This window comes from Luteimonas sp. e5 (assembly GCF_054031035.1).
Window position 1 is genome coordinate 509,085 of sequence record NZ_JBSTRX010000002.1, and the last position, 24,764, is coordinate 533,848.

18 protein-coding genes are annotated in these 24,764 nt (G+C 64.9%); 8 read left to right on the top strand and 10 right to left on the bottom strand.

Annotated features, from left to right (window positions below):
- Window positions 1-5 precede the first annotated feature (5 nt).
- From ACW11F_RS07840 to ACW11F_RS07875, 8 genes are all read left to right on the top strand, one after another.
- Window positions 6-1,589, top strand: a complete 1,584-nt coding sequence (locus ACW11F_RS07840) for an ATP-binding protein (protein ID WP_291219911.1) — start codon at window positions 6-8, stop codon at window positions 1,587-1,589.
- Window positions 1,586-3,619 carry a Druantia anti-phage system protein DruA gene (locus tag ACW11F_RS07845; RefSeq protein ID WP_161613349.1) on the top strand — a complete coding sequence of 678 codons (2,034 nt, stop codon included), beginning with the start codon at window positions 1,586-1,588 and terminating at the stop codon, window positions 3,617-3,619. The genes ACW11F_RS07840 and ACW11F_RS07845 overlap by 4 nt, the downstream gene beginning before the upstream one ends.
- A 180-nt stretch (window positions 3,620-3,799) precedes the next feature.
- Window positions 3,800-6,688 (top strand): hypothetical protein, encoded by a 2,889-nt coding sequence (locus ACW11F_RS07850; RefSeq protein ID WP_291219912.1) that lies wholly within the window; start codon window positions 3,800-3,802, stop codon window positions 6,686-6,688.
- Window positions 6,685-7,785: a hypothetical protein gene (locus ACW11F_RS07855; RefSeq protein ID WP_161613351.1), complete on the top strand. Its 1,101-nt coding sequence runs from the start codon at window positions 6,685-6,687 to the stop codon at window positions 7,783-7,785. Before ACW11F_RS07850 ends, ACW11F_RS07855 begins: the two co-directional genes overlap by 4 nt.
- On the top strand, window positions 7,782-8,528 hold the full coding sequence (locus ACW11F_RS07860) for a hypothetical protein (protein WP_161613352.1): 747 nt from the start codon (window positions 7,782-7,784) through the stop codon (window positions 8,526-8,528). The genes ACW11F_RS07855 and ACW11F_RS07860 overlap by 4 nt, the downstream gene beginning before the upstream one ends.
- A 51-nt stretch (window positions 8,529-8,579) precedes the next feature.
- Complete coding sequence (locus ACW11F_RS07865) at window positions 8,580-14,144, top strand: DEAD/DEAH box helicase (RefSeq protein WP_456996336.1); 5,565 nt, start codon at window positions 8,580-8,582, stop codon at window positions 14,142-14,144.
- A gap of 9 nt (window positions 14,145-14,153) precedes the next feature.
- On the top strand, window positions 14,154-15,395 hold the full coding sequence (locus tag ACW11F_RS07870; RefSeq protein ID WP_456996337.1) for a PD-(D/E)XK nuclease family protein: 1,242 nt from the start codon (window positions 14,154-14,156) through the stop codon (window positions 15,393-15,395).
- Window positions 15,396-15,559: 164 nt separating this feature from the next.
- Window positions 15,560-16,945: a hypothetical protein gene (locus ACW11F_RS07875; RefSeq protein ID WP_291219914.1), complete on the top strand. Its 1,386-nt coding sequence runs from the start codon at window positions 15,560-15,562 to the stop codon at window positions 16,943-16,945.
- A gap of 1 nt (window position 16,946) precedes the next feature.
- Here the strand turns inward: ACW11F_RS07875 and ACW11F_RS07880 are convergent, their stop codons facing one another.
- The 10 genes from ACW11F_RS07880 to ACW11F_RS07925 form a co-directional block, all read right to left on the bottom strand.
- A complete protein-coding gene (locus ACW11F_RS07880) occupies window positions 16,947-17,696 on the bottom strand; it encodes a TIGR03747 family integrating conjugative element membrane protein (protein WP_291219915.1) in 750 nt (249 codons plus the stop codon).
- On the bottom strand, window positions 17,693-19,849 hold the full coding sequence (traD, locus tag ACW11F_RS07885; protein ID WP_456996338.1) for a type IV conjugative transfer system coupling protein TraD: 2,157 nt from the start codon (window positions 19,847-19,849) through the stop codon (window positions 17,693-17,695). Before traD ends, ACW11F_RS07880 begins: the two co-directional genes overlap by 4 nt.
- Before the next feature lie 8 nt (window positions 19,850-19,857).
- On the bottom strand, window positions 19,858-20,391 hold the full coding sequence (locus ACW11F_RS07890; RefSeq protein ID WP_029578142.1) for an integrating conjugative element protein: 534 nt from the start codon (window positions 20,389-20,391) through the stop codon (window positions 19,858-19,860).
- A complete protein-coding gene (locus tag ACW11F_RS07895) occupies window positions 20,388-21,008 on the bottom strand; it encodes a lysozyme family protein (RefSeq protein ID WP_029578143.1) in 621 nt (206 codons plus the stop codon). Before ACW11F_RS07895 ends, ACW11F_RS07890 begins: the two co-directional genes overlap by 4 nt.
- Window positions 20,993-21,712 carry a TIGR03759 family integrating conjugative element protein gene (locus tag ACW11F_RS07900; protein WP_456996339.1) on the bottom strand — a complete coding sequence of 240 codons (720 nt, stop codon included), beginning with the start codon at window positions 21,710-21,712 and terminating at the stop codon, window positions 20,993-20,995. The genes ACW11F_RS07895 and ACW11F_RS07900 overlap by 16 nt, the downstream gene beginning before the upstream one ends.
- Before the next feature lie 9 nt (window positions 21,713-21,721).
- Complete coding sequence (locus ACW11F_RS07905) at window positions 21,722-22,369, bottom strand: hypothetical protein (RefSeq protein ID WP_456996340.1); 648 nt, start codon at window positions 22,367-22,369, stop codon at window positions 21,722-21,724.
- Window positions 22,366-22,920, bottom strand: coding sequence for a PFGI-1 class ICE element type IV pilus protein PilL2 (pilL2, locus tag ACW11F_RS07910; RefSeq protein ID WP_456996341.1), 555 nt, complete (start codon window positions 22,918-22,920; stop codon window positions 22,366-22,368). The genes ACW11F_RS07905 and pilL2 overlap by 4 nt, the downstream gene beginning before the upstream one ends.
- 247 nt (window positions 22,921-23,167) lie before the next feature.
- Entirely contained in the window at window positions 23,168-23,446 is a 279-nt protein-coding gene (locus ACW11F_RS07915) for a hypothetical protein (RefSeq protein ID WP_033980423.1), read from the bottom strand.
- A gap of 21 nt (window positions 23,447-23,467) precedes the next feature.
- Complete coding sequence (locus ACW11F_RS07920) at window positions 23,468-24,094, bottom strand: RDD family protein (protein WP_077566036.1); 627 nt, start codon at window positions 24,092-24,094, stop codon at window positions 23,468-23,470.
- 18 nt (window positions 24,095-24,112) lie between these two features.
- A complete protein-coding gene (locus ACW11F_RS07925) occupies window positions 24,113-24,763 on the bottom strand; it encodes a hypothetical protein (RefSeq protein WP_456996342.1) in 651 nt (216 codons plus the stop codon).
- Window position 24,764 lies beyond the last annotated feature (1 nt).

Below are 24,764 nucleotides of genomic sequence, written 5' to 3' on the forward strand. Positions count from 1 at the left end.
GGGCTATGACGAAGACCGTGCACTCAGTTCGACGCGCCGATTGCTCGATCATCGCGCTCGACAAGTTCATCCAAGCGACCCGAGACTCTGGGTACAAGGGTACAGCGAGCGCGATCTCAGAACTCGTTGACAACTCTATCCAAGCGGGTGCCACACGCATCGCGATCTCCGTCGCGGCCAAGACCAGCGACGACGAGGAGAAGGCGATAGAGGTTTCGGTACTGGACAATGGCTGTGGGATGGACCCGCCGACACTGCGTCAGGCACTCCGGTTCGGCGGGAGCACTCGATTCGGAGACCGCCGAGGACTTGGGCGGTACGGCATGGGCCTGCCCAATGCGTCGCTGAGCCAAGCGCGGCGTGTCGCGGTCTTTACGTGGCAGTCGCCGAAGGGCGCGCGTGGGCATGACACCCCGACCGTGTACTCGTCATACCTCGACGTCGACGAGATCGTGCGCTGCGAAATGATCGAGGTGCCCGAGCCGAAGGTGGTGAAGGTGTCGCCAAGTGAGTGCGCAGGGAACTCGGGAACCCTCGTTTGCTGGTCGCAGTGCGATAGGCTCGACAATCGCCGCGTCTCTACCATCGTGCGCAAGCTTGAGGTCGAACTCGGTCGACGTTTTAGGCACTTCATCTGGAAGGGACTCCGTATAACCATCAACGGCGATACACTCGACGCCTTCGATCCGCTTTACCTACACCCGAAAGCAGAGATTTCTGGTGCCCAACTTTTCGGTGAGGAGATGCGCTTCGAAGTCCGCGCCGATCCGCTCGATTCGCGAAAAACTGGTTGGGTGAGCGTGCGGTTCACGGAACTGCCGGTCCACGCGTGGCACAAACTTTCGAACGACGAGAAGCGCCGAATCGGCCTCTCGAAGGGTGCCGGCGTCTCAATCGTCCGTGGAGGACGAGAGGTAGACTACGGCTGGTTCTTCATGGGCAGCAAACACCGAGAGAACTACGACGACTGGTGGCGCTGCGAGATCCAGTTCGATCCGATCCTCGACGAAGCCTTTGGCATTACACACACGAAGCAACAGGCTCGCCCCCAGGCGCACCTCATCGAGGCACTCTCGCCGGATCTCGAGGCGACCGCGCGTGCCCTCAATGGCCGCGCACGCAAGGCTCACACAGCCGTGAAGGCGCGCGAGCGCTTCTCCGAAGCGGAGCGCATCGCCAATGAGCGGGACCACCTCCTACGCCCCCTCCCGCGCAGTGTTGATCCGACAGCGCGGGCGCTGATGCGTGAATTGGAGGAGAGTCACCCGACGCTACGGGATCGCCCTAACGAGGCGGACCGCTACAGCATCATCGAGCACTCGGTGAAGGACACGTCGTTCTTCACCCTCGCGCACGACGGGGACAGGCTTGTGCTCGTATTGAACCCTGATCACCCCTTCTACCGCGAGATCTACAAGCCGCTCTCTGAGGGCGAGGCCCCTCGCGATCCGCAACTCCGCGCCAAACTCGAACTGCTCCTCCTCGCGGCGGCGCGGAGCGAAGCGGCCGCGCGCGGGAAGGTCCCGGCGCTCGCAAAGCATCGGCTCGAGTGGAGTAACACCTTGGCTGCCTTCCTGAACGACAAATGACCAACGTGCCCGGTAACACGTGGACCACGCTGGAGCCACCGCTCCCGAGCAAGGCGTCGCAGAACGCCTTCGTGGAGCACGCGCGCGCGCTGGCGAAGGTGTGCCGGCGGGAGCGCACCGAGGAGGCGATCGAGAAGGCGCGCGGCGCGTTCGTCGCTGAAGTCACGGCGTGTCGTCGCAGTGATCGACAGGCGCTGCTCGCGGCGGGGCTCGTCATGACCGACCTCGCGACGCAGGGCTGGACGGTCCGCGTGCGCAGCGAGCGCGTCGAGGTCAAGCCGCCTGACCCCGTCACCGACCCGCTCGCCGAGAAGGCACGCATTCGTCGGCAGGAGTTGGTCAAGCGCAACGCACAACTCCGCCAGCCGTCGGTGCAGCGGTTCCTGGACTCGATGGAACGTCAGCGTCTCCACGATGGGAGGTACGTCTCGATCTACTCGCTCATGCGCGACGGGCGAGATCTTGCGGAGGGCCTTCGGGAGGCCCGGACGCACCTCAACAACGGTTGGGCCGACGCGCTGTCGAAACTCGTCGATCCCTACCTACAGTTCGTCACCGCTGAGAACACCGCGTGTGAGTTCACAGGGCTGCGCCTGATGGACGTGTGGCGCTACTTCCGCCACACGTGGACGAACCAGTACACGAGCGTGCCGGGCCGGACGATGGTCTTCCTCGTGCGCGACCGCGCCGCTGCCAACCACCCGGTGATGGGTATCGGCGCGCTGAGCAGCCCGATCATGCAGATCCGCGAGCGCGATTCGTGGATCGGGTGGCACCCGGAGACCTTCCTTGATCGCGTGCGGACCGCGCCGACGCGAGAACTCGCTAAGTGGCTCGTCGACACGCTCGACGCCGCCATCGACGAAATCTACGTGGCGGACCTGATCGAGGACGGCATCCTCTCGACGCGCGATCTCAAGACACCCTCGTTGGCAGTGATCGAACGACTGTTGAAAGAGAGCGCCGAGGCGCGCAAGAAGCACCACCGCTTCGCGCGCTCGCGTGACCACAAGCAGAAGCGCTCAGATTTCCATGGCGACGAGTACTGGATCGCGAAGGCTAGGACGCACCTGTTCCGCAGCAAGCGCGCGCTCGCCCTCTCAACGTACCTCCGCGCGCGCGCGGTTCTCGACGAGGCATTCGGCGGCAAGCCGACGGCGGAGAAGCTCGCCACGCTCGCGAAGACCGGGTATGGCAGCGACGCGATCCGCAGGGTGCTCAAGAAGGCGAAGGCTGACCGGGTCGGCATCGCGGTCGCAGACATCTCGGTGTGCGGCGCGGTGCAGCCCTACAACGCGCTCCTTGGCGGCAAGCTCGCTGCCATGATGGCGGCGAGCCCAGAGGTCGTGCATCAGTACCGTCGACGGTACGCACAGGCGGAGAGTGAGATCGCGTCCTCGATGGCTGGGCGACCCATCGTGCGTGCTTCGAAGCTTGTGCTCCTCGGTACGACGTCGCTCTACGGCGTGGGGTCGAGCCAGTACAACCGCATCAAGATCCCGGCGGAGCGTCTCGGGGGCAATGCGGAGGACGTCATCCGATACGCTGAGTTGGGTCGATCGGAGGCGTTTGGCACGTCGCAATACTCCGAGGAGACGGTCGACGCGCTTGTCGACCTTGTGCAGCAGTCCGACGCGCAGCGTGTGAACAGCATTTTCGGTGAGGGCGTGAGCCCCAAGCTGCGCAAGGTAAGACAAGCACTCGATCTGCTGAACCTGCCGTCGGGGATGCTCCTCCGCCACCACCGTCCGCGCGTTGTGTACGCGGTGAGCCTTATTAAGAACCTCGACGACTACCTCATCGGCGCCGCCAAGCGGCCCGAGTACATAGTACCGGTCAACGAGGGCGTGGCGGCGACGGCGGCGATCGGCGCGTGGTGGCGCGAGCGGTGGTTACGAAATCGGATTATCTCCGATGACGTCCTCGATGAGATCGAGCGGCACACAACCGTCCGTCCGGTCACCCACGGGGCTCGTGTTCCTCTCCAGCGCGCCGCCCCCCAGCAGCCCATGTACTCCGATCTCTCCTGAAGTTCCAGAAGGATGATGATGAGTAAGTTCAGGGACATCCGAGAGAACACCGCGCTCGCGCGGGGAGTCGCGACGCATTCCCCTGCGTGCGCGCTGGGGTGGTGCGCTCGGTCTCCTCACCTGACGACGACCGACGCGCAGCGTGCAACTGTGCGGCTCGGGAAGTGAACAGGTGTCGTGATGGATCTGGGGGCGTGGAACCAGCGACTTGCAGCGCACTTCGGCGCCCTCGCGCGTGACCGCAAGGACATCCCTGTCTTCGCCTTGGAGCACGGCCTCGCGCAGGCCGAGTTGCTAGCGCTGCAGAACACGCTGCGCGCCCACATCCAGGTCTCGGCGCCCGCACGCGACCACCAACTCGTTTGGGTCGTTTATGCGGCGGAGATCGGCTACGGCTATGCGGGGAGCGAGTACTGGCAGACCTTCGAGGATAAGACGCCGGGCTGGACGTTGAACGGTAGGCGCGACTGGATTCGCGACGCCTTTGTCGCCTTCCAGAGGAAGTTCGCGGGCGCCAAGCCGTCGGGCCCTTGGGCGGAGCAGTTCTCGATCATTGCGTGGCCCATCACGCACGCGATCCTCCCGTGCGACCTGCAACAGCAACTCGCGCGCATCCTCTACGAACTTCGGCACTCGTTCTCCGGCGAACTCTTCGATGAGCCGCAGCGCCTCGGGGACTTCATCGCGGCGCGGAGTTGGAACACGTCGGCACGCTTCCAAAACCTTGTGCAGGCGCCGGCGCTCGTCGGCCAGATCGCCGCCGCGCTCCTTCTCCAAGGGAAGGAGGGCTTCAAGACGCTGCTCCACCCGACGACGCTGAAGCGCATCAGCGATGACGTCGACCGCGAACGTCGCGGTCGCGACTGGCTGCGCGGCGCACGCCGCGCGGCGGAGGAGCGGGCGAAGATCCGAGGGCTGACCATCGGCAGGTCAACGAACACGACGTTCCAGAGGCGTGAGGAGGCTCGAGAAGAAGTCGTACGACTCGGCATCGAGCCGCGCCTCGTGCTACGACCCATCGAGGGGTCACGCTGGGAGGTCTCGCTCGAAATCCCAGACCTCTCGCACTTGCTCCTCCGCTTCCCGCAGGTGCGAGAGGCCCTCACCGAATCGCGATGCACCGTCGCGGGCGCGGTGGGGCGCCCGCTCGCGAGGGGACGCTGCCTGCACGGCCCCCAACGCGTCCCGCTCAGCCACTGGCCCCGGCCCGACGATGTGCTGTTGAAGTTCGAGCGCACCGACGCGCAACTCGAGTACCTCCTGCGCGCGGAGTGCATGCTCCGTCCGGGCACTTCGTGGCTCTTCAAGGTCGCCAGTGATGGCCTTGCCTACGAGTCTCGCGGCATGCGCGTGCGTGCGGACTCGAAATACCTGCTGGTGAGCACAGAGTCGTTTGCGTGCTCACCCATCGCGCGCCCCGTCGCGCTGACGTGCCAAGGCGTACACGCCGTGCTCCTCGACGTGCCCGCAGCGCTCACGCCGGAGTGGGAGCAGGCGCTGAAGCAGTTCCAGGTCACCCAGGCGAAATCGATCGAGGTGTGGCCCGCCGGGCTCGCGGCGGTCGCGTGGGACGGTGAGGGATATGGCGAGTGGCTCGCGTCGGAGACACCGACCCTCGCTATCCGATCGGACCACTCGATGGACGAGTTGACCATTGCGATGGGGGATGGCCCGTCGCTCTCGTTGACGCTGACCGACACGCCGCCCGGCGAGGCAGTCTTCGTCGAACTCCCGCCGTTGCCAGTCGGGCTCCACAAGTTCAGCGTCGCAGCGCGCAGCGGGAGCAGCGCAGACTCCGAGGTGATCGGCGACCTCGATGTCGTCATGCGGGTCCGCGAGGCCCGCCCTTGGTCGCCTGGGTCGACCTCGCACGGTCCACTCGAAATGGAACTCGACCCCGCCGCGCCCTCGCTCGAACAACTCTGGGAAGGGAAAGCCGCCGTCCTGGTGCGTGGTCCTACTGGGCGCCAGGTAATGGTCCGGGTGCAGATGTTCGTGAAAGCGGGAGAAGCACCGTTGTTCGAGCGTCAACTGCCGCCGGTTACGTTACCGCTTTCAAGCGAGGAATGGACGCGCCACTTCGAGGCACACATCAAGAATGACAAGAGCGCGCAAGGCGCATACGACGACACACACGTTTGTGAGGTCGAACTCACCGCCGACGAACTTGGTGTGTTCACGCTTCGCTGCGAGCGCGAATTCACGCCGCTGCGATGGTCATTGCGGAGGGATTCCTCTGGGTTCGTAGCGCGCTTGCGAGACGACGCTGACAGCGACGCGCCGGTCATCGAGCGCTATTCGTTTGAGACTCCAGCCATCGGAGAGAAACTTCCGAGCGTTGTGGAACACAACGTACCGCGCATTGGTGGTCTATACGTTGCAACGACCGGTGATTTCAAGGCGGCAATTGTTGTTCCGCCTGTCGTGGAAACGCTTGCGGATCTACAGTTTGAGCCACGGGTTGACGTTCGAGGTCGCACGGTTGAATCAGTAGCTCAACTCTTGGCATTGGCTAGACTTTGGAACTCGGCACGGCACTCTGGCGAACTTATTGGGCGCGCGCGCCAGCGGCTTATCTCACGAGCTATTGCGACGCGCATTGCATCTCTGATCGCCGGAGACAACTGGAGCAGATGTGAACGAGATTTTTCTCGAGAAGAAATAGGAATAGGAGCGCTGAGGCGGGCGATTCCGATGCAGCGGCATCAGAAAAATAATGGTTGGCGGCTAATTACTGTTGATCAGATTTTTCCCCGGGAAATCTTGGCGCGACTAGCGGATACGCCCTTGGCCGAACGAGGCGCTGCATTTAAGGATTTTGCTGAAAATAGCCTAAGTCTCGAACAAGAAGGGAGTTTGCTCTGGCTTTCCGAATTTTCACTGCGGATGGCAAGCGCCCCTGACAGCCTTGAGAATTGGGCGGGCTCCCTCCTCGCAAAAGGAATCAATACATTATTGGACGCGCCGTCGCTTGCTTGCACTGCACGCTTCTTTGTTCTCGCTGTTGATCAGATGAGGACTGTGCCAACAGGTGCTGGTGAGATATACGCCGGATGGGGGTGGTCATGAGGCGCCTTACCATCGAAGAAGTACACGCGCAGAAGATCCGAGAACTCGGGCTCGACCCAGAGGCGCTCGACCTGACGACGCCGGAGGGGCTTGCAGGCGCGCTGCGCCGGGCTGCGAGCTACCTGTGTCCGTGCTCTGCGGCGACGCTCGTGCGCGCCGTTGTGCGTCCACTGCGGGGTTTGGTGCCCGACCTCGAGAAGGCGAAAGAACTCGTCGAGGAGACTCTCGAGGCGATGATCTCGCACGGCGACATCCTCGAGCAGCCTGAGGTAGAAGACGGGACGTCGACAGCGCGTGTACTGCTCTACGCCGCGCCCGCGAGCTTCGTCGTCCGTCAGAGCGGGCTCGTGATCCTCCTCGGTGTCACCGCAGACCAACTCTCGCCGCTGCCCTCGGAGCTTGAACGTCGTATCGAATACCTCGGGCACGTACGCAGGCTGAGCCCGTCGTCGGGGGCCGAGGATCTACGCAGCGAGTTGCGCCAGCTCGGGTTGTTCGAGCTCACTCCCGACGCGTGGCTGAAAGGCCCTAAGCCCTGCGCCGCATCGCTGGCCGTTGCCGCGAGCGATCGAGCCCTCGACGTCGCCCCGCCGTCGAGGGACATCCCGGGGCTCCTGCTCCTCGATCCGACGAAGCCGGTCCGATACTACCGGGGACGCTGGACCGAGCCAAAGACGCAGACGGGCCGCTTTATGGCGCGGCGACAGCAGGCCTACGGCGCCGATCTCTGGTGCTACGTCCAACTCACTAACGGCCACCCAGAGCGGATGATCGACCTTCCGCAGCGGGGGAGTCGGTGGCGCGGCTGCGACGAAGCTTGGCACCTCCAGATGGCGATCGACGCGCAGCGAGGTTCGCCACAGCGCTTCCGCGTCACTCCAAGTGGTGACGCCATGGTCCTCGAGTTGTTTTCGCCAACACCTGCATGGGCGCGTCGACGTTGGGACGCAATCGGCGAGCCGGTTCCGAGCGCTGGCTGCCTCTTCGCTTATCGGATACCCAAGACTGAGATCGAAGAGGAGCGGCGGTTTGCGCACGAAGCGCTCTGGCTTGAAGAGATGACGACGGGTTCGGAGGGGCGAGGTACTGAGAAATGACAAGTCCGCTTAAAGCGAGGCTGGAGCAAGAAGTCGATGCCGCCCGCCGTATTGAGATCATCGAGCAGGAACTCTGTCCACCCGAACCTCAACTGCTTGACACATGCGTTCTACAGAATCTTGACTGGGTCGACCGCCGGACTGAGTCAGACGGCTCCCTTACGTGGGATGACGGAGCAGTCGCCGACCTCACGGAGAGATACGGCGCTGAATTGGCGAACGACCTCATAGACCTCGGCATTCTTTACAAGGAATTCGAGGATCGCTCTGGCTATCCTTGGCTGGTTTCCCGGGCGGCCCAAGGGGAAGCGAGTCTCGCCGATGGAGCCAAAGGCGTGAGGCTCTTATCGCTGCTCGGCTTCTTTCGTGGTCACCAGGATGACTGGTCCGACGACGCCTACCCTGGTATCGCGAAGGGACTATTGTCCGCTCGTCGAAGCATTCGGGTGTCACCGCTGCTACTACGTGGGTTAGGCGTGACGTCTGTGGACGAGATCCATTCGGTAAGAGGTCCGCTATCCTTCCTTCCGGATGAGGGTGACAGGATGGTTGCCGCCGAGGCCTTGATCGCGAACGTCCCGGTGTTGTTGACAACAGACCGGCGAACATTTTGGAAGCACCGCGTTGAACTCGATGCTTTTGGATTGGCAGTTATGCGCCCGACAGAACTGCTCAAACTGTACGAACCGTACTGGGAGGCGTTGGACGAAGAGTTCATGCGGCGCAGAGAAACGCAGCGATGAGATCGAACGCTCCAATTGCGGGAATATGATTCTGGAGAGAAAGAGGCTGATATGGCTCTGACCATTGGCGAGACGACCCAGCAACTCCACCGCGCCCTGCGCGACTACATCGAGGCCACGTACCACGTGAGCCACCGAACACTCGTCGAACAGCGCAGCGCGCTTCTCGATCAGGTCGGCATCATCCACCAGCGTCCGTATCTTGAGAGCACACCACGCTACAAGCCTGGAAAGAAGTTCGTGGACCTCGGCCTCCCGCCTGCGGCGCTCGACATCTTCGCGTCGGTATCCGCCGCGAAGGGCGACCTCGGGCTGCTCATTCACGACCCGCCGTACCAGCATCAGGCGCTCTCGACGCAACTCTCGCTCGTCGACGGACGCAGCCTCGTGGTGATGACCGGTACCGGTTCAGGAAAGACCGAGTGCTTCCTCCTCCCGATCCTCGGCAAACTCGCCACCGAAGCGGAGGCGAAGGGCAAGGAGTTCGGCGAGAGCAGCGCCGTGCGCGCAATGGTGCTTTACCCGATGAACGCGCTCGTCAATGATCAGCTTGGACGTCTCCGATTGTTGCTCGGCGATCCGCGTGTCGTCCAACGCTTCGTCGGCTGGTCCGGGCGCCCTGCGCGCTTCGCGCGATACACGAGCCGAACACTGTATCCCGGCGTTCGCGACAAGGATAAAGACCAAGACCGCTTGAAGCCCATCGGGAAATACTACGTCAAGGCGCTTGAACTAGCCTCCGGTCCTCCGTCGCCGGAGCAAGCGGCGGCCGCTCACCTCGTGGACGAGTTGAAGAAGCGCGGCAAGTGGCCAGCGAAGCCCGACCTCGCGGCATGGTATGGCAATGGTCGCTGGCTCGATAAGAATGGCGACTTCAAGCGCTGCGTCACGCTCCCGGAGGACCCCGAACTCGTCACCCGTCACGAGGTCCACGCGGCACCACCCGACGTCCTCGTCACGAACTACTCGATGCTCGAGTACATGCTGATGCGCCCGCTTGAGCGGCCCATCTTCGACCGCACGCGCGAGTGGTTGCAGAAGAATCCCGAAGAGCGCTTCCTCCTCGTCATCGACGAGGCCCACCTCTATCGCGGCGCGCAGGGCGCCGAGGTGGCGCTGCTTATCCGACGCCTGCGGACGCGCCTCGGCATACCCCCGGAACGCCTGCAGGTCATCTGCACGAGTGCCAGCTTCAAGGACGCGGACTACGCCGTCGAGTTCGGCGCGCAACTCTCGGGCAAGGACCCCACCGACTTTCGGAAGGTCCAGGGGGACCTCCTAGAACGCCCCGGTGCGGCGAAGGGGACGGCCGCCGACGCAGCCGCGCTGGACGCATTCGATCTCAACGACTTCTACGAGGCGGCCAGCGACGCAGACCGTCTCAAGGTGATCGAGGGCTTCCTCAAGTACCGGAAGGTCACGGCGCCGTGGGAACTGCAGCCCTCGCTCTACAAGGCGCTTGAGTCATTCGGCCCGATGTCGAGCCTCGTCAACTCGACGATGAAGGAGGCCCAGCCCGTCGACGAGTTGGGCGCCAAGCTGTTCGAGGCGGACGTCCCTGCCGAAGTCGCTGCGCGGGCAGTCACGAATCTCATCGCGCTCGGCAGCGTGGCGCGGAGGGAGCCGACGGAGCCTGGTCTGCTGCCGTGTCGAGTCCACTCCTTCTACCGTGGACTCGCGGGCCTGTGGGTCTGCATGGACCCGAACTGCACGAGCATCCCCGCCGCCCAGCGTGGCGGCCCCGCGGGCAAGCTCTACAGCCAGCCGCGCGACACGTGCGAGTGCGGCGCGCGCGTGTTGGAACTCTTCACGTGTAGGAACTGCGGCACGGCTCACGCGCGCGCGTACACCAACGACGTCAACAACCCGGATTTCCTGTGGGCGGAGCCAGGCGGCGCATTCCGGACGCTCGCCGGGTTTGTCGACGAGATCGCTCCGCTCGACCTCCTCCTCGAGAAGCCTGTCTTCAATGACTTGGCGGAGCCCGCTGAGTACGACCTGATCACTGGCCGGCTGAACCCGCAGAAGCTCGGAACACGGAATAGAACAGTCTACATCCGGGCGGGGCGGGCCCAGCCCGTGACGGACGATGAGCCGCAGGACGCGAACCCGGGCGAGTTCCGGCCCTGCGCCGTATGCGGAGGGCGTGCGGCGTTTGGGCGCACGTCCGTCCAGGATCACCAGACGAAGGGCGACCAGCCGTTCCAGGCGCTCATCGCGAAGCAGATCCAAGTGCAGCCCCCGAGCCCGGTGCCCGCGACCCGCCTCGCGCCGCTGCGTGGGCGCAAGGTCCTCATCTTCTCCGACTCGCGACAGACGGCGGCGCGCCTCGCGCCGAACCTGCAGACATACTCGACGCAGGACGCGATCCGTCCCCTCATCGTCGCGGGCTACCAGCGGCTGTCGAGTACGGCCGCGATTGCTCCGTATCTCTCGCTCGACGACCTGTACTTCGGCGTGCTCACCGCAGCGAAGGAGTTGGGCGTAAGGCTCCGGCCAGAGCTAAAGGCGGGCGAGAGCTTCCAGGACGAACTCGACGTGGACGCCGCCATCAAGAGCGGGGCGCTGACGAACCCTGCGGCGCTGATGCCGCTCTGGGGCAAGTTGCGCGCATCGCGACCGCCGGAGTCGTTGCTACGCGCGATCGTGAACTCGCTGGGCGACCGATACTACGGTCTCGAGGCGCTCGCGATCGCGTCGCTCCGGGAGCGCGGCGACCACACGACATGGGTCGAGGCGCTGCCGGACATCCCTAGCTTCGCGACCACGCCAGAGCAGAAGCTGGCAACCGCGCGCTCATGGATACGGTGCTGGGGCCGCGCCGGCCTGTGGATGAGCCAGATGCCGCCCGCGTGGCGCAACTCGAGCCGGCAGTACCAGGCGCGCTCCGGCAAGTTCGACGAGATGGATCGGTTCATCGCGGACAAGCCCGCGCGAACGTTCTTCAATAAGGAGTGGCTACCCAAGCTGCTTCAGCGCTTCGGAGAGCAGGTCGCGCCGAACAAGTTCTACCTGAAGGGCAGCGAACTCTCGCTCTACGTCGGCGGTCCATGGGCGTACTGTCAGTCATGCAAGACGGCGCAGCGCCCGTTCCCCGGACGCACGACCTGCGTGAACTGCGGCCAGCCCACCGCGACGGCGATCGATCCGAACACCGACAAGGTCTTCGTCGCGCGTAAGGGCTACTACCGCGCGAGCACCGTCGATGCCCTGAAGGTCCCGCCGTCGCCGCCGATGGCGCTCATCGCCGCGGAGCACACCGCCCAGCTCAACACTGCCCAGGCCGACGAGGTCTTCTCGAAGGCGGAGGAGCACGAGTTGCTCTTCCAAGACGTGGACCTCGGCAACGACGGGACCGGCCATGATCGGCCGGCCATCGACGTGCTCTCCTGTACGACGACGATGGAGGTCGGTATCGACATTGGATCGCTCTCGGGTGTGTCGCTGCGGAACATGCCGCCGGCGCGCGCGAACTACCAGCAGCGCGCAGGTCGCGCCGGTCGTCGAGGGAACGCGGTCGCGACCGTCACGGCCTTCGGCAGCGCGGACAGCCATGACGAGCACTACTTCTCGAACCCCGACCAGATGATCCGTGGCGCAGTTGATGATCCGCTCCTCACGCTCGACAACGCCGAGATCATCCGACGGCACGTCACCGCGTACCTGCTGCAGCGCTACCACCAGGACAAGCTGCCCACCATCAACCCGGAGGAACAGCCGCACCTCTTCGCGGTGCTCGGCACCGTGGCTGACTTCAAGAAGTCCGCGAAGGTGCTCAACCGATGGGATCTGAAGAACTGGCTCGAGGCGAACGAGGCGGCACTGCGCGCCGAGGTCGACGCTTGGCTCCCGCAGCAGTTCTCGACTGCAGAACGCAAGCGCCTCCTCGACGAACTTGTGCCGAAGACGATGGAGCCGATCGACGCGGCGATCGAGTTCGAGCCTCCGGCAAGCGCGGCAGCGTCTGCGCCGGCAGCCGCGCCCGCTCCCGCCGCCTCTGGGGACGCGTCCACGGCCTCGAGCGCGGACACCGCGCTCGAGGCGCCTGACGAGGAGGGCGAGGAGAAGCCGGGGCGTGACCCAGCCTCCGAGAACCTGCTCGACCGGCTCCTCTACCGGGGTGTTCTCCCTCGCTACGCGTTCCCGACCGACGTCGCCACGTTCCACGTGTTCGACCCGGTCAACTCGACAATGTACCGACCCGCTTTTCAGTTCACGCCGTCACAGGGCCTCACCATTGCGCTCTCGCAGTACGCGCCCGGGAAGGAGGTCTGGATTGGCAACAAACTCTGGACCTCCGAGGCCATCTACTCGCCGATGCGCGATGACCGATATCGCGCCTGGCTGGGACGGCGGCTCTACTACGAATGCAGCGTGTGCCACTACGCGAGGACCACGACCTTCGAGGGTGGCTCGCGTGGCGAGACCAAGGACTGCGAGGCGTGCGGTGGCGTGGGTACCTTTGGCCCTGCCACGCAGTGGCTCCGCCCGCCTGGCTTCGCGCACCCTGTGAGCAAGCCGGAGGGCACCTCGCCCGACGACATGCCCGCGAAGAGCTACGCGACGCGCGCGAAGTTGACGGCGCCGACCCCCGCGGACGCCTCGAAGTGGAAGCAATTAAACGAGCGCCTCCGGGTCCACCACACGCGGCAGCACCTGCTCGTAACGAACCGAGGTCCGCGGGAGGAGGGCTACACGTACTGCACCAAGTGCGGGCTCATCGAGCCCACTGCGAACCCGAAGGGCACCGTCGCGGCGGCGCACCGAAAGCCGTATCCGGATATCAAGGAGCCGATGTGCCCCGGAGGAGGCGCGACGAAGGGCTTGGTCCTCGGTACGGACTTCATCACCGACGTCTTGCTCGTCGCGATCCGTGTCGACGCGCCTATCACGCTCGTGCCCGGCGTGCTTGCGACCGACGTCGCGCTGCGCACGATCTGCGAGGCGGTGACCAAGGCAGCGTGCGCGCGGCTTGAGTTGGAGGCGAACGAACTTCAAGCCGAGTACCGCCCAGCGCTCACGCCAGAGGGCCGCGCGGGGCTTGAGTCGGAGATCTACATCTACGACACACTGCCCGGCGGCGCCGGTTTCGCGAAGCGCGTTGGGGATATCGGGCTCCCGATCTTCGAGGACGCGCTCAAGCTTCTTGAGGTGTGCCCGGACAACTGTGACCGTTCCTGCTACCGCTGCCTTCGCAGCTACAAGAACAAGTTCGAGCACGACCTCCTCGACCGCCATCTCGGGGCGAGTTTGCTGCGGTTCATCCTCAACAACTCGGCCCCGACGCTGAGCCCGAATCGCGTCGCGCACTCGACCAACCTCCTGTTCGAGGACCTCGATCGGCAGGACATCGAAGGGCTCACACTCGAGCGCTACAAGAAGATCTCGGTCGCGGGCCTCGGCGACGTCATTGCGCCTATCCTCGTGACGAACGCGAGCGGCGCGCAGTTCGCCATTGGGCTGCATGGTCCGCTGACGCCGAACGAACCGACGGACGCGGACCTCAAGGACATCATGGAGTATGCGACGTCGCTGACCGTCCACCTCGAGGATGAATTGGTCGTGCGGCGCAACCTCCCGTTCGCCACGCAGAAGCTCATCGAAAAGCTCGGCTGAGGAGTCCCGGTGAGCACGAACGAGAAGACGAACTGGCGCGTCGTCACACCGGCAACGTGGCCCGCTCCACCGGCCGAGATGAGCGTGTCGACATACGCGGAGATCGAAGAGTGCCCACGGCGCTGGGCGCTCAGCTCTGCCGAGTATCCGGAGCTTTGGGGCGGGCGAGGCTACCCGCCTAAGCTCCAAGTCGCTGCGCTGGCGGGCAGCGTCGTCCACTTGGCGCTCGAGATCATCATGAAGCAGCTTATGCGAGCGGGCGTGCCTTCGCTGAGCGACCCGAGCGCCCCGCAGGTGCTGCGGGAACTCGGCGGATACACGCGCGTCGTGGAGGAGTGCGTCGAGCGCATCCTCAAACGCTATATCGACAACCCGCGCGCAGGCGCGTTGATGGAGCATGCACAGCGGGCCCTGCGCGGCCAAGTGCCGACGCTTCGAGTGCGCGTACAGTCGATGCTGAGCCGACTTCGGTTGCCGAATAGTGCTCCGCCAGCACCTGCCGCGTCAGCGCCGAAGTCGGGCGGACCACCGCCACGGCTCCCGCTCGTGAACGGGATCTACCCCGAGGTGGAGGTCCACGCGAAGAGCATCGGGTGGAAGGGGAAGATCGATCTCCTTGTTCTCGGCGACGACGCGTGCCAGATCACCGACTTCAAGACCGGCGCGACTGACGAGGCGCACAAGTTTCAGGTCCGGGCGTACGCCGTGATGTGGCGGCTCGACGACGAACTGAACCCGTCGGGGCGCGTAGTGGATCGGCTCGTGCTCGCGTACGAGAACCAGGATGTCGACGTCGCGCCGCCGATCACATCGGAGATTGATGAAATCGGTCGTGAACTCCTCGCGCGCCGACAGGCAGCGGAGGCCGCGTTGGCCGCACGCCCGCCCTCGGCACGCCCGAACACCGAGTCGTGTCGCTACTGCGGTGTGCGCCAACTCTGCGACGCATATTGGGCCAGCGCCACGCAGGTGGTCTCGGATGACGGACGCTACTGCGATATCGAATTGAAGATCACCGGGCGTCACGGCCCGACGAGTTGGGACGCTGTAGTCGTACGTGCGCGTGATCTCCCGGCGAAGATGCCAGCATTGCTGAGGGTCCAACAGCCCGGCGAGTTCAAGAAGGGCACCCGGGTGCGCGTGCTCGACGGCGCGCTTGCCCGTGACTCAGAAGACGATGCTGCCCCCGCCATCGTCACGCTTGGTGTGCTCAGCGAGGCGTACTACGAACCGCTTGGCGATCAAAAATGAACTTCTGGGGTGTTGACTGAACGGGGAGGATAACGGTTGGCTCAGGAAATCCAGATCATCGATCCGAACTATTTCGCGCCCTGCTGTTGGCCCGGCTGTTGGCAGAGCGGGGAGCCTACGATAGTTCTCGGGGAAAGCTCGCATTTCCCCAGGAGGGGCGGGGCATGAATCAGCAGACGCAGCCATCACCAAGAGAGCATCATTTCTACGTTGCGATTGCCAAGTTTCTTTTTCACCATCCGAAGCACGACATTGTGTCTGTGCGGGACCCGATCAAGGTCAAGGACGCAGAGCGGTACGGGCTCAGCCCCCTCATACTCTATGGATTGACCGTTGCCGGGTTGCCCATTCGGTGGATGACCTTTACCCCAGCCGATCAGCCCAGGGCCTTCCGGGATGTTCTTTTGGATGCGTGGCGTAACGCCAAGGGCTTGCGTGGCCGACCGGACATTCTGAGGATCAACCGCCACCTCGCGACAGCCAGCCCTGAACTGGCACGGGATATGGCGGAAATCGGAGTCCAGGTCGAGGTCGCCGATGCCAAGGAGAAATCCCTTCCAGCTTCCCTGCGCTCAGCCCAGGACTCCAGCCGGTGGCTGCTGAGGAAGCACGACGGAAAAGACCGGTCTCTTACCGGGTCCATCCAGGCCCTTTGCCGGGACGCTCAAAATGACCACGATTTTCGTATCAGGGATGGTCACAGAGGCGTGAACAGCCGCGAGGTCGAGGACAGAATCCAGCAGTGGCTGGCCTTACCGGCGCAAGTACCGGTGCCAACAATGACAGGTGGGCTCGACTGGGAACCCGGTCCATGGATGTCGTCCTGGGAGACCTCTCTGCCGCCCGATCAGCCCCGTTATTTCAACCTCGACGGGTTCGATGGCAGGACTTGGCTGGTGACAGGTGAGAAGGCACCGGAGGACATCGTTGAGGATGACGATTTCTGGGCCGACAGTGACTATGACAACGCAGCCGAGATCGTCAAGAACCTCGTGGCGTGCTGGCCCAATTCGCCTGCAGACGTTGCCAAGTGTGCAGGGATCACCCTGCGGGAACTTCAATGGTTCACCTCGGGAAAGGCTCCCCTGGGCCGACATGCACGCTTTGACCTGGAAGACTTGCTCGGCATCGAATACGACGAACGCATGGGTAGTTATGTAGGGGCCGGGCCTTATGTCCTGGTGGCCCACAAACCCCAGGCCATCAAGGAGGTCTACGAAGCCATTTCCAAAGGCGGAGACGCGCGTCCCTGTGAGATTGTCCCTCGCCAGGGAGCCGCAGACCCAAGCTGGCGATACGTGTTGATCAATACGTATGGAGAGCCCCCGAGCATTGTGATGGCACCTCGCGGAGCAAGTATCACGGAGCGTCTTCCGGATTTGCTTATGAATTATGACGGCATCAGGACTGTCGCTCCGGAACTCTACCGGGATGTCGTTTCTACCTGCGCCCGGGCCTGCCGCGAACCTGCCGTCAACATCCGGGAGATGAAAGACTTTGTGAAACGCTACGAAGCGCACTGGGCAGATTGCGCCTGGCAGCCGGAGTGATCTACAGGTACTTCTTGAACGTCGCCGCCGCAATGCACACCGCCACGCCGAGCAATGCGGCGCTGGGCAGCAGGACCAGCAACGGGTTCACGCTGACCGGCAGTGCCAGGTATGTCACCCACGGAAGCACGGCCAGCGGGATCAGGCTGGCCCTGGCGCGGTGATAGATGAACCCCGATTCGCGTCCCGCGCCGAAGCGGCGGATGTCTCGGCGCACCAGGCCGTCGACCAGCCCGACGAAGGCGGCCATCAGGAACAGCGGCAGGGTCAGGCACAGCACCAGCAGCCGCACGAGAAAGACGAGCGTCGTGTAGGCCGCCGCGATCAGGTAGCTCTCCAGATGCACGTAGACCAGGCCCAGGTAGTAGCGGAAATCCTGGGTCGGGCGATGGCTGCCGGCGCTGGCCTGCGCCGAGGCGTCGCGTATCCAGTCCAGCAGGCCGCTCTTCACGAACAGCCAGTCGTAGCCCTGCTCGACCAGCCGGTGCGCGGTGCGCCCTGGCTCCTGCACCAGCGCGCTGCGCGTGAAATGCGTGGAGAGCTGATCCAGCTCGTAGTGCAGCATGCCCTGCGCGTGGCGCCAGCCCTGCTCGGGCCAGAAGAAATGCATGCCGACGCATTCGATCAGGATGCACAGCAGCAGCGCGCCGCACAGCACGCCGAAGAAGCGGAACGGCAGCGTGACCAGGCTGGCGATCAACCCCTGCTGTCGTTGCAGCTGGCGCTGGGCCGCGACGGCCGGATCGCTCATGCTTCGGCCTCTTCAGCGGCAGCCATCTGCTTGAAGTCGTCCAGCAGGTCGTCGGGCAGCGCCTTGTCCTGCAGGCCGGGGAGGCCTTGGTTCTCCCACCAGTCTCCGGCCTCGACGTAGTGCTGCCGCATGTAGCCGGCCAGCTCCTGCAGATCCTTCGGCATGGCTTCGTCGGGGTCGGGTGCCGGCAGCGGCATGCGGACTTTCCAGAGGTTGCCGCCCTCGGTCAGCGCGAAGCACTGCCCCTTGGGCAGCGCCACCACATGCGCCGGCTCGATCAGCGGCACGCTGTTGCTGCTGATGCGGTCCTGGGTGTTAGACGTGAATGCAGTATTGCCGTGCGGGTCGGAGCTGTCGGTGGCGCCGCTCATCAGTGCCGTGGCGTACACCTCGACCTTGGGCAGTTGTCGCGTCAGCAGCTCGGCGGTGGCGGTCTCGCGCACGCGCAGCATGAACAGGTTGTTGAAGTTGCCGACCACCTGGCCGGCCTTGGCACGGTTGCCGATGCGCGCCTCGATGTCGCTCAAGGTCTGCGTGTAGGCCGTCACCTGCACGCCGGCACCGCCACCCTTGTTGACCATCGGAATGAACTCGTCGCCCATGAGTTCATTGAATTCGTCGGCGTGGACATTGATCGGGATCTTGGCGCCCGCCGCGGCGCCGGGCAGCCCGTCGTCGATGCCGAACTTGTAGATGTGGCCGGCGACCGAGACCAGATCGCTGAACATCGAGTTGCCCACCGCCGCCGCGACTTCGGCGTCGGACAGCGCATCCAGCCCCACGTAGACCACCGCGCGTTTGCGGATGACCTGCATCCAGTCGAAGATCGGCCGCGGGTCGGACAGGTCGGAATAGTTCGGTGCGAGCAGTTGCGCAATCTTGCCGGTGGTGAGCTTCTCCAGCAGCGGCAGCAGCGAGGCGACGATCTTGTCGAAGTACGTCCGGTCGTAGCGCACGGCGCTGCGCAGGCCGTCGAGCACCGGGTCATAGACGCGCACCTGGGACAGGTACTGTTCGAGGGCCACCACGCGCTTCTCGCGCCCGATCATGTTGCGCGGGATGTTCTTGTCGTTCAGCTTGGCTTCGAGCTGGACGATGACTTCCCAGGCCTTCGGCTCATTCTTGGCGAAGTAGTGCTGGGCGTACTCGATGAACAGCGCGTCGATGTTGATGACGTGGCGCTGGATCAGCAAGTAGTCCGGCCGCTGCCCCAGCTCGACCAGGGCGCGCGCGATGATGTTGACAAAGCGCCAGGCGAACTCGCGGAACGCGGCGCTGTTGCCTTCGCCCGAGAGCTGTCCGGCGATGCGCGTGGCCACCTCGGAGATACGCCCGAACCGGCCGACGGCGTTGTAGCGCGCCGAGATGTCCGGCCAGCCCAGATGAAACACGTAGAACTCGCCTTCGCGCCCGGCGCGCTTGGCCTCGACGTACATGCGCTTCAACAGGTCCGCATCGCCCTTGGGGTCGAAGACGATCACCACCTCGTGCTCGCCGCGGACCTTGCGGCGGATGTCTTGCGTGATGAACAGCTCGGCCAGCCGCGTCTTGCCCACGCGCGTGGTGCCCAGCACCAGGGTGTGGCCGACGCGCTCGCCCAGCGGCAGGGTGACGTCGACCTCGTGCGGCTCGATGCCATGCAGGCGCGGCAGTCCGCCGACCGGCGGCAGCGGCCGGGCCGGGTTGAGCGGGCTGTCCCAGGCCAGCGCGCGCGCCAGCGTCGAGACGGCAAACGGCGCGAACTCAAGCCGCTCCTCCAGCCGCCGGGCGGCCCGGTAGATCGCCGTCGGCTCGACGTAGCGGCGGAACTCCGGCCGGTAGGTCTGCATCAGCCGGTGCGTGTGCCGCTGCTCCCAGCGAAAGCCCCGGCCGACGAACAGCCGTTGCTGACTCACCGGCACGTCGCGGCTGGTCATCACGTAGCGCGGCAGGCGGCGGATGTTGCGGCGATAGCGCAGGATCGCCCAGGCATCGCGCAGGCGAATCGCGCCGAAGGTCAGGAAGGCCAGCGCCGAGCCCAGGCCGAGCAGCGGGTTCAGCGCGAGCGACCACGGTGCCACCAGGCACAGAATCGCGGCGCCGGTGCAGACCGCCACGGTATGAAGCTCCACCGCTGGCCGCAGCAGCACCTCGACCGCATGCGGTTGGGCCATTTGCGCACCTACTGCTCGACACCGGTGGCCGTGATGAGCACTGGGTAGTGGCGCAGGCCCAGGCGCTGGGCCAGGTCGTCGCCGGAGACCGGCGAGAGGGTGAGGCCGGGAGCCAGCCTACGCAGCGCCGTCAGCGCGGCCATCGACTCCACGTTGACCACCAGGCCCACGGCCTGCAGCTCTCGCAGCGCCGCCTGCCGCTGCCGCAGCCAGGCGCGCGAACGCTCGTCGTCGCCGATCAGGAACAGCGCCGTCAGGCCCGGCGCCCGGATGACGCGGCGCTGCACCTCGCCCGGCGACAGTTGCGTCGAGCGCACCGGCAGCATGGCGGCTTCGGCGTCGGCGGTGTTGCCCGCGCGAGGGGCCGGCATCGGGGCCGGCGGCGTGGCCTGATCCGGCTGAGGATTCAGCGACTGGTAGTACGGCAGCGCGGAGTCGCCGCCGCGGTCTTCGACGACGATCAGCGGCGCGGAGACGGTCTGGGCGAAGACGGTGGTCGTGGGCAGCAGCCCGATGGCGGCGATGAGAACGATGTGGTTCATGGCGTGGTGGCCTGGAGGGTTGGAACGGGAACGTCGGGGTCGAGCACGCGGGTCAGGTGCCGATGCACACTGCGCCGGTAGCGCGCCGCGGGTGCCCCGCCGGCGGGCCGGTGGTAGCGGCCGATGGCAAGCAGCCAGTCCTCGCCCGGCGTGTGCTGTTCGCGCAGGATTTCCGCAGCGATGGCGAGGTTGCGGTACGGGTCCAGCAGCTCGCAAGGCTGCGTGTAGCGATGCGTGTGGTAGCCGAGATTGACTTGGCCGAGGCCGGCGTCGATGCGATTGGCCGGCGTGCTGGCGAGTGCCCGGCGTAGCCCCGCGCAGGCCTCCGCGCGGGTGGCATAGCGCTGTGGCGAGCCGGCGACGTTGAGCGTCCACGGCCAGGGGATCAGGCGCCCGCGCAGCATGGCGCCGCTCTCCTGCAAGGCCACCGCGTACAGCACCGCCGCCGGCACGTCTGCACGATGCGCCGCCAGTTGATAGGCCGGCGGCGGCACTTCCCGCGCGAGGGCGGCCAACGTCCAGCCGCCGGTGGCGAGCAGCAGCGCGGCGCTGGCGCAGCGGATGGTGACGCGGGATGGCCGACGCTCCCGGCCCGGAGTACCTATTGCCGCTGCCATTGGCCGTTCACCTCGCGCACCACGGCCGGCAGATCGCCGGGCAGGCCGAGCGACAGCCAGCGCCCCGCATCGTGGTTGAGCGTGATGGTGCGGGCGCGCACCCTGGCCGGGTCGATGCCCGCCTGGATGGCCCACTGCCGGATGCGCGCGTCGTCCTGACGGCTGCCGACCATGTAGAGGTCGAAGGCCGTGCCGGCCGCCTGCAACTGCTGCACGCGCTGCGCGCACGGTGCGCAGTCGGCCTTGACGAAGACGGCCAGGCGCCCGGAGCCGGTGTTGCCGGCACCCTGCGCCTTGGCACCGGGAAGGCTCACGCGCGGCTGGCCGGGAAACAGGCGCTGCCACGCCGCGTCGTAGGCCCGCTGGTAGGCCAGCGTCTTGCCGACGCGCCGGGCCTCGGCCTGCACCTGCAACTCCGCGTAGCGCCTGCGCTCCTCCTCGCTGCGGGCCTCGATGCCGAGCGCCGTGAGCGGATCGAGCTGGGGCGAATAGACCCCGAGCGGCCCCTGCATCAGTTGCCGGTAACGTGCCCACTCCTCGGGCTGAAGCCCCCACTCCCGCGCCTGCCTCTCGTCGAGCGCGGCATCGGCGCCCGGCTGCACCTGGGCGGGCACCATGCGCGAGTTCGTCACCGGGGCTGGCTGGGCGGATGCGCCGAAAGCGGCGAACAGGACGATGGCAGCGAGCAACGGCCACAGGTTCATGGCGACCTCCTACGGTACCGCAACGCGCTGCGTCTGGCCGTTCACCCGGAACACGCCCGCCTGCGCCTCGATGGACTGCAGTTGCCAGCCGCCCTCGGCATCGCCCTCGCGCAGCAGCCGGGTGCCCGCGAGCGAGGCCGCGGCGGTGGAGGTGATCGACAGAAAGCGCTCGCCTCCCCGCAGCTCCACGCCGAGCACCCGGAACGGCGGCTCCGGCACCTTGGGCTTCGTCGCAACCGGAGTGCGCGGGCGAGCGGCGGATGCCACCTGCCGGGTCTTCTCCAGGCGGGTTTCGATTCCGTTCACGCGCGCCTGCAGCGTCTGCAGGTCGATGGCCGAGGCCCTCGCCTCCTCCGCCTCTTCGAGGCGCGTCATCCGTTCGTTCAGCGCCTGCCGCGCGTTGGCGAATTCGGCCTCGCTGATCGGCGCCGGCCGGCGCTTGTCCGCATCGGCCTGCCTTTCGAGATCGGCCACGCGCAGGCCCAACGCATTGATCTGCGCATCCTGTGCGCTGCTCTGGGTCTGTTCGGCGAGCCGCGACAGGCCGACGCTGTTGATGAGTGCCACGGCACTGATGAGCAGCAGCCAGAAGACCGCGGCGACCTTAAGCCAGCGCGTGCGGGAATGGCGCTCGGATGGCGCTTGGGGAAAGGTCATGGCCGCATCTCCTCGGGCCGGTCGGCGTCCGGCACGGGCGTGGCGGTGCCGGGCGGGTTGGCGGAAAGGAAGGTGGGAGTACCGTGCCGGCTGAAGCAGACCTGGCGGGTCAAGTCATCGACCGACAGCTCCCAGGCGGGGCCGGCAAGGGTCAGCAATGCATCGCGCAGCATCAGCGGGCCCAGGCGCAGGTGTGCGGCAGGCAGCGGCAGCGCGTAGAGGGTGGCGGCCTCAGCCGCATCGCAGAGCCGATAGCCGGAGCGCAGCAAGACGTGGCGCATGGCATCGCCCACGCTGGCATCGAGCATGGGCGGAATCGAGACTTCCACCGCCTGCTGCAAGAGATCACGCTGCGCAGGTTCCGGTACCAGCTCGACCAGGGTGTAGCGGCCGTAGCGGGCCACCGGAACCAGCCCCTGGTCCACCACCGAAGCTATCTCGTCGGGTGGCGCTTCTAACTGATCAGGGGTGGCCGGTGTCGTCGTGCAACCGGGCAGTAGGCCGCTGAGCACGGCGAAGATGCAGAGGAAACGAGGCAGAGACGGCAGCATGTGGCACCCCACTGTGACGGGATGCCTTCACCTTTGCAGAAACGTGCTGCGCGGGATGCCGAAAATCCGAAACGCGCGGCGCCCCATTTCCCAAGGGAGGGGCACATATCAATCAGCCAGCGTGACTGGCTCGCTGCTGGGCCGGAACTGCGACGATGGATCTATAGAGGCTGGAAAGTGCTGCCGGGGCTGGCAGCTCGGTGGGAGGCAGGGCAACGCTCTTTCTCACATGGACGGAAGACAGGGGTCATCGAATCATCGCCAGGAGGCCAATGGCGACAACGACGCCAATGACGCCTGAAACAGCGACAGCTCCCCATGTTCCCAGCTTCGGCTTGAGCCAGTAGTAGCAGCCAAAGGTGACCAGTCCACCGACGAGACCGAACAGCTTGACGATGATCACCGCCACGATGGACGGCCACAGCCAGTCCCACGAGCCGGACTTCTTTTCGGGTGCAGCGACTGGTGTCGTTGCGGGTGCGGGCGTCTGCGGCTGCGACGGCGCGTTCGGGTCTTCGTAAGCCATGGGTTCCTCCCCTGTTGGTTATCACTTTCCTGCCGCGTTCAATGCGCTGATCAGGATCAGCACGGCGAAGACGGCGGCGGTACACACAAGCGCGCGAAACACTCCCCACTTTTTATGGAGCACCACTGCGTTGGCGGATGTATCCCACAGGGTCGTGCCGGTCTTCGTGAGCCGCCGATACGCAAACAGTTGCGTGAACAATGCGACGAACGGAATGCCCAGACCGACACCCTGAATAAAGACAAGAAATGAGCGGTTCAGCGCCTCTGAAAAGTTCAGCAGGTCGCCGCCCGGATGTGCGACCCTGATGCCAAACAGCCACTTCGCCGGAGTCGTCCCGAACAGCGAGAGAAGCAGAGCCTCGGCGGGCAGCCAGATCAGATACAGCACGACACTGGCGATAATGGGATTTTCGATTGCCTTTGCGAAGCCCGCTGCCTGTTCGGGCATCGTCGCGCCGAAAGCAAATATCAAAAGAAGGAACAGCACGAAGCCCGCGGTGCAAATGTCGACCGTGCGCGCAAACAGTCGCCGCCACGGGTGATGCTGCCCTCCAAGAAAGGTCTTGCTTTGATCGACGGGCGAGGTTGATTGTTGGGCGTAGCCGCTGGTGGCAGGCGACGGAGCGTTGGGGTCTTCGTAGGCCATTGGCTGTTCCTGTTCTTCTTATCGAATTACGATGCTGTTCTTCAATCGATTGTGGGCAGCGATTGCCTGCTGATCACCTTCAATGTACGAAAGAGTGATCAATGCCTTTTCGGCGCCCAGCGGCACGTGGTACTGGGCTACTCTCATCGTCTCTGCCGAGTTGACGGATGATGTGCGTCCGTAGCGAATGATCAGGGCGGTCTGGCCTCCAATGGGTTCAACGGCAAAGCTGGGGCGTCCGACCTCCTTCATTCCATACTTCGCCATCCCCGCCCACATCGTTGGAGACTCTTCGCGCCAGACTTCCGCCAAATCTCTCAACACCTGCTGCTTATTGGCCTGAACCTCCTGCCTAACGTCTGCTTGAGTAAGTGGCGGTTCCATTGGAATGAACGACACCCGGACAAACACCCGGGAGGGTGCTGGATAGGACTGCACCGATAGCGAGGCCACATGATCAATAGCCACGCCAGTCATCTTTTCGCTGAATTCCTTGACACGCCTGCGCTGTTCGGCATCACTGATCGTCCAGTCGCTCGGCACTTCAAGCTGGACCCGCCCTTTGACGTTGAGCTTGGTGTAACCGGCTGACTGCGCGGCCACCGGCATGGCGACCGCAGCCAACAAGCAGAAGCACAGGGCGAAGAATATTGTTCTGGAATTGTTCATC

Excerpts from the sequence above, each read along its gene's own strand:
- ACW11F_RS07905 (WP_456996340.1), bottom strand. The coding sequence starts at position 22,369 with ATGACCTTTCCCCAAGCGCCATCCGAGCGCCATTCCCGCACGCGCTGG.
- ACW11F_RS07875 (WP_291219914.1), top strand. The coding sequence starts at position 15,560 with ATGAATCAGCAGACGCAGCCATCACCAAGAGAGCATCATTTCTACGTT.
- ACW11F_RS07915 (WP_033980423.1), bottom strand. The coding sequence starts at position 23,446 with ATGGCTTACGAAGACCCGAACGCGCCGTCGCAGCCGCAGACGCCCGCA.
- pilL2 (WP_456996341.1), bottom strand. The coding sequence starts at position 22,920 with ATGCTGCCGTCTCTGCCTCGTTTCCTCTGCATCTTCGCCGTGCTCAGC.
- ACW11F_RS07865 (WP_456996336.1), top strand. The coding sequence starts at position 8,580 with ATGGCTCTGACCATTGGCGAGACGACCCAGCAACTCCACCGCGCCCTG.
- traD (WP_456996338.1), bottom strand. The coding sequence starts at position 19,849 with ATGGCCCAACCGCATGCGGTCGAGGTGCTGCTGCGGCCAGCGGTGGAG.
- ACW11F_RS07895 (WP_029578143.1), bottom strand. The coding sequence starts at position 21,008 with ATGGCAGCGGCAATAGGTACTCCGGGCCGGGAGCGTCGGCCATCCCGC.
- ACW11F_RS07880 (WP_291219915.1), bottom strand. The coding sequence starts at position 17,696 with ATGAGCGATCCGGCCGTCGCGGCCCAGCGCCAGCTGCAACGACAGCAG.
- ACW11F_RS07920 (WP_077566036.1), bottom strand. The coding sequence starts at position 24,094 with ATGGCCTACGAAGACCCCAACGCTCCGTCGCCTGCCACCAGCGGCTAC.
- ACW11F_RS07925 (WP_456996342.1), bottom strand. The coding sequence starts at position 24,763 with ATGAACAATTCCAGAACAATATTCTTCGCCCTGTGCTTCTGCTTGTTG.
- ACW11F_RS07845 (WP_161613349.1), top strand. The coding sequence starts at position 1,586 with ATGACCAACGTGCCCGGTAACACGTGGACCACGCTGGAGCCACCGCTC.
- ACW11F_RS07840 (WP_291219911.1), top strand. The coding sequence starts at position 6 with ATGACGAAGACCGTGCACTCAGTTCGACGCGCCGATTGCTCGATCATC.
- ACW11F_RS07850 (WP_291219912.1), top strand. The coding sequence starts at position 3,800 with ATGGATCTGGGGGCGTGGAACCAGCGACTTGCAGCGCACTTCGGCGCC.
- ACW11F_RS07860 (WP_161613352.1), top strand. The coding sequence starts at position 7,782 with ATGACAAGTCCGCTTAAAGCGAGGCTGGAGCAAGAAGTCGATGCCGCC.
- ACW11F_RS07900 (WP_456996339.1), bottom strand. The coding sequence starts at position 21,712 with ATGAACCTGTGGCCGTTGCTCGCTGCCATCGTCCTGTTCGCCGCTTTC.
- ACW11F_RS07890 (WP_029578142.1), bottom strand. The coding sequence starts at position 20,391 with ATGAACCACATCGTTCTCATCGCCGCCATCGGGCTGCTGCCCACGACC.
- ACW11F_RS07855 (WP_161613351.1), top strand. The coding sequence starts at position 6,685 with ATGAGGCGCCTTACCATCGAAGAAGTACACGCGCAGAAGATCCGAGAA.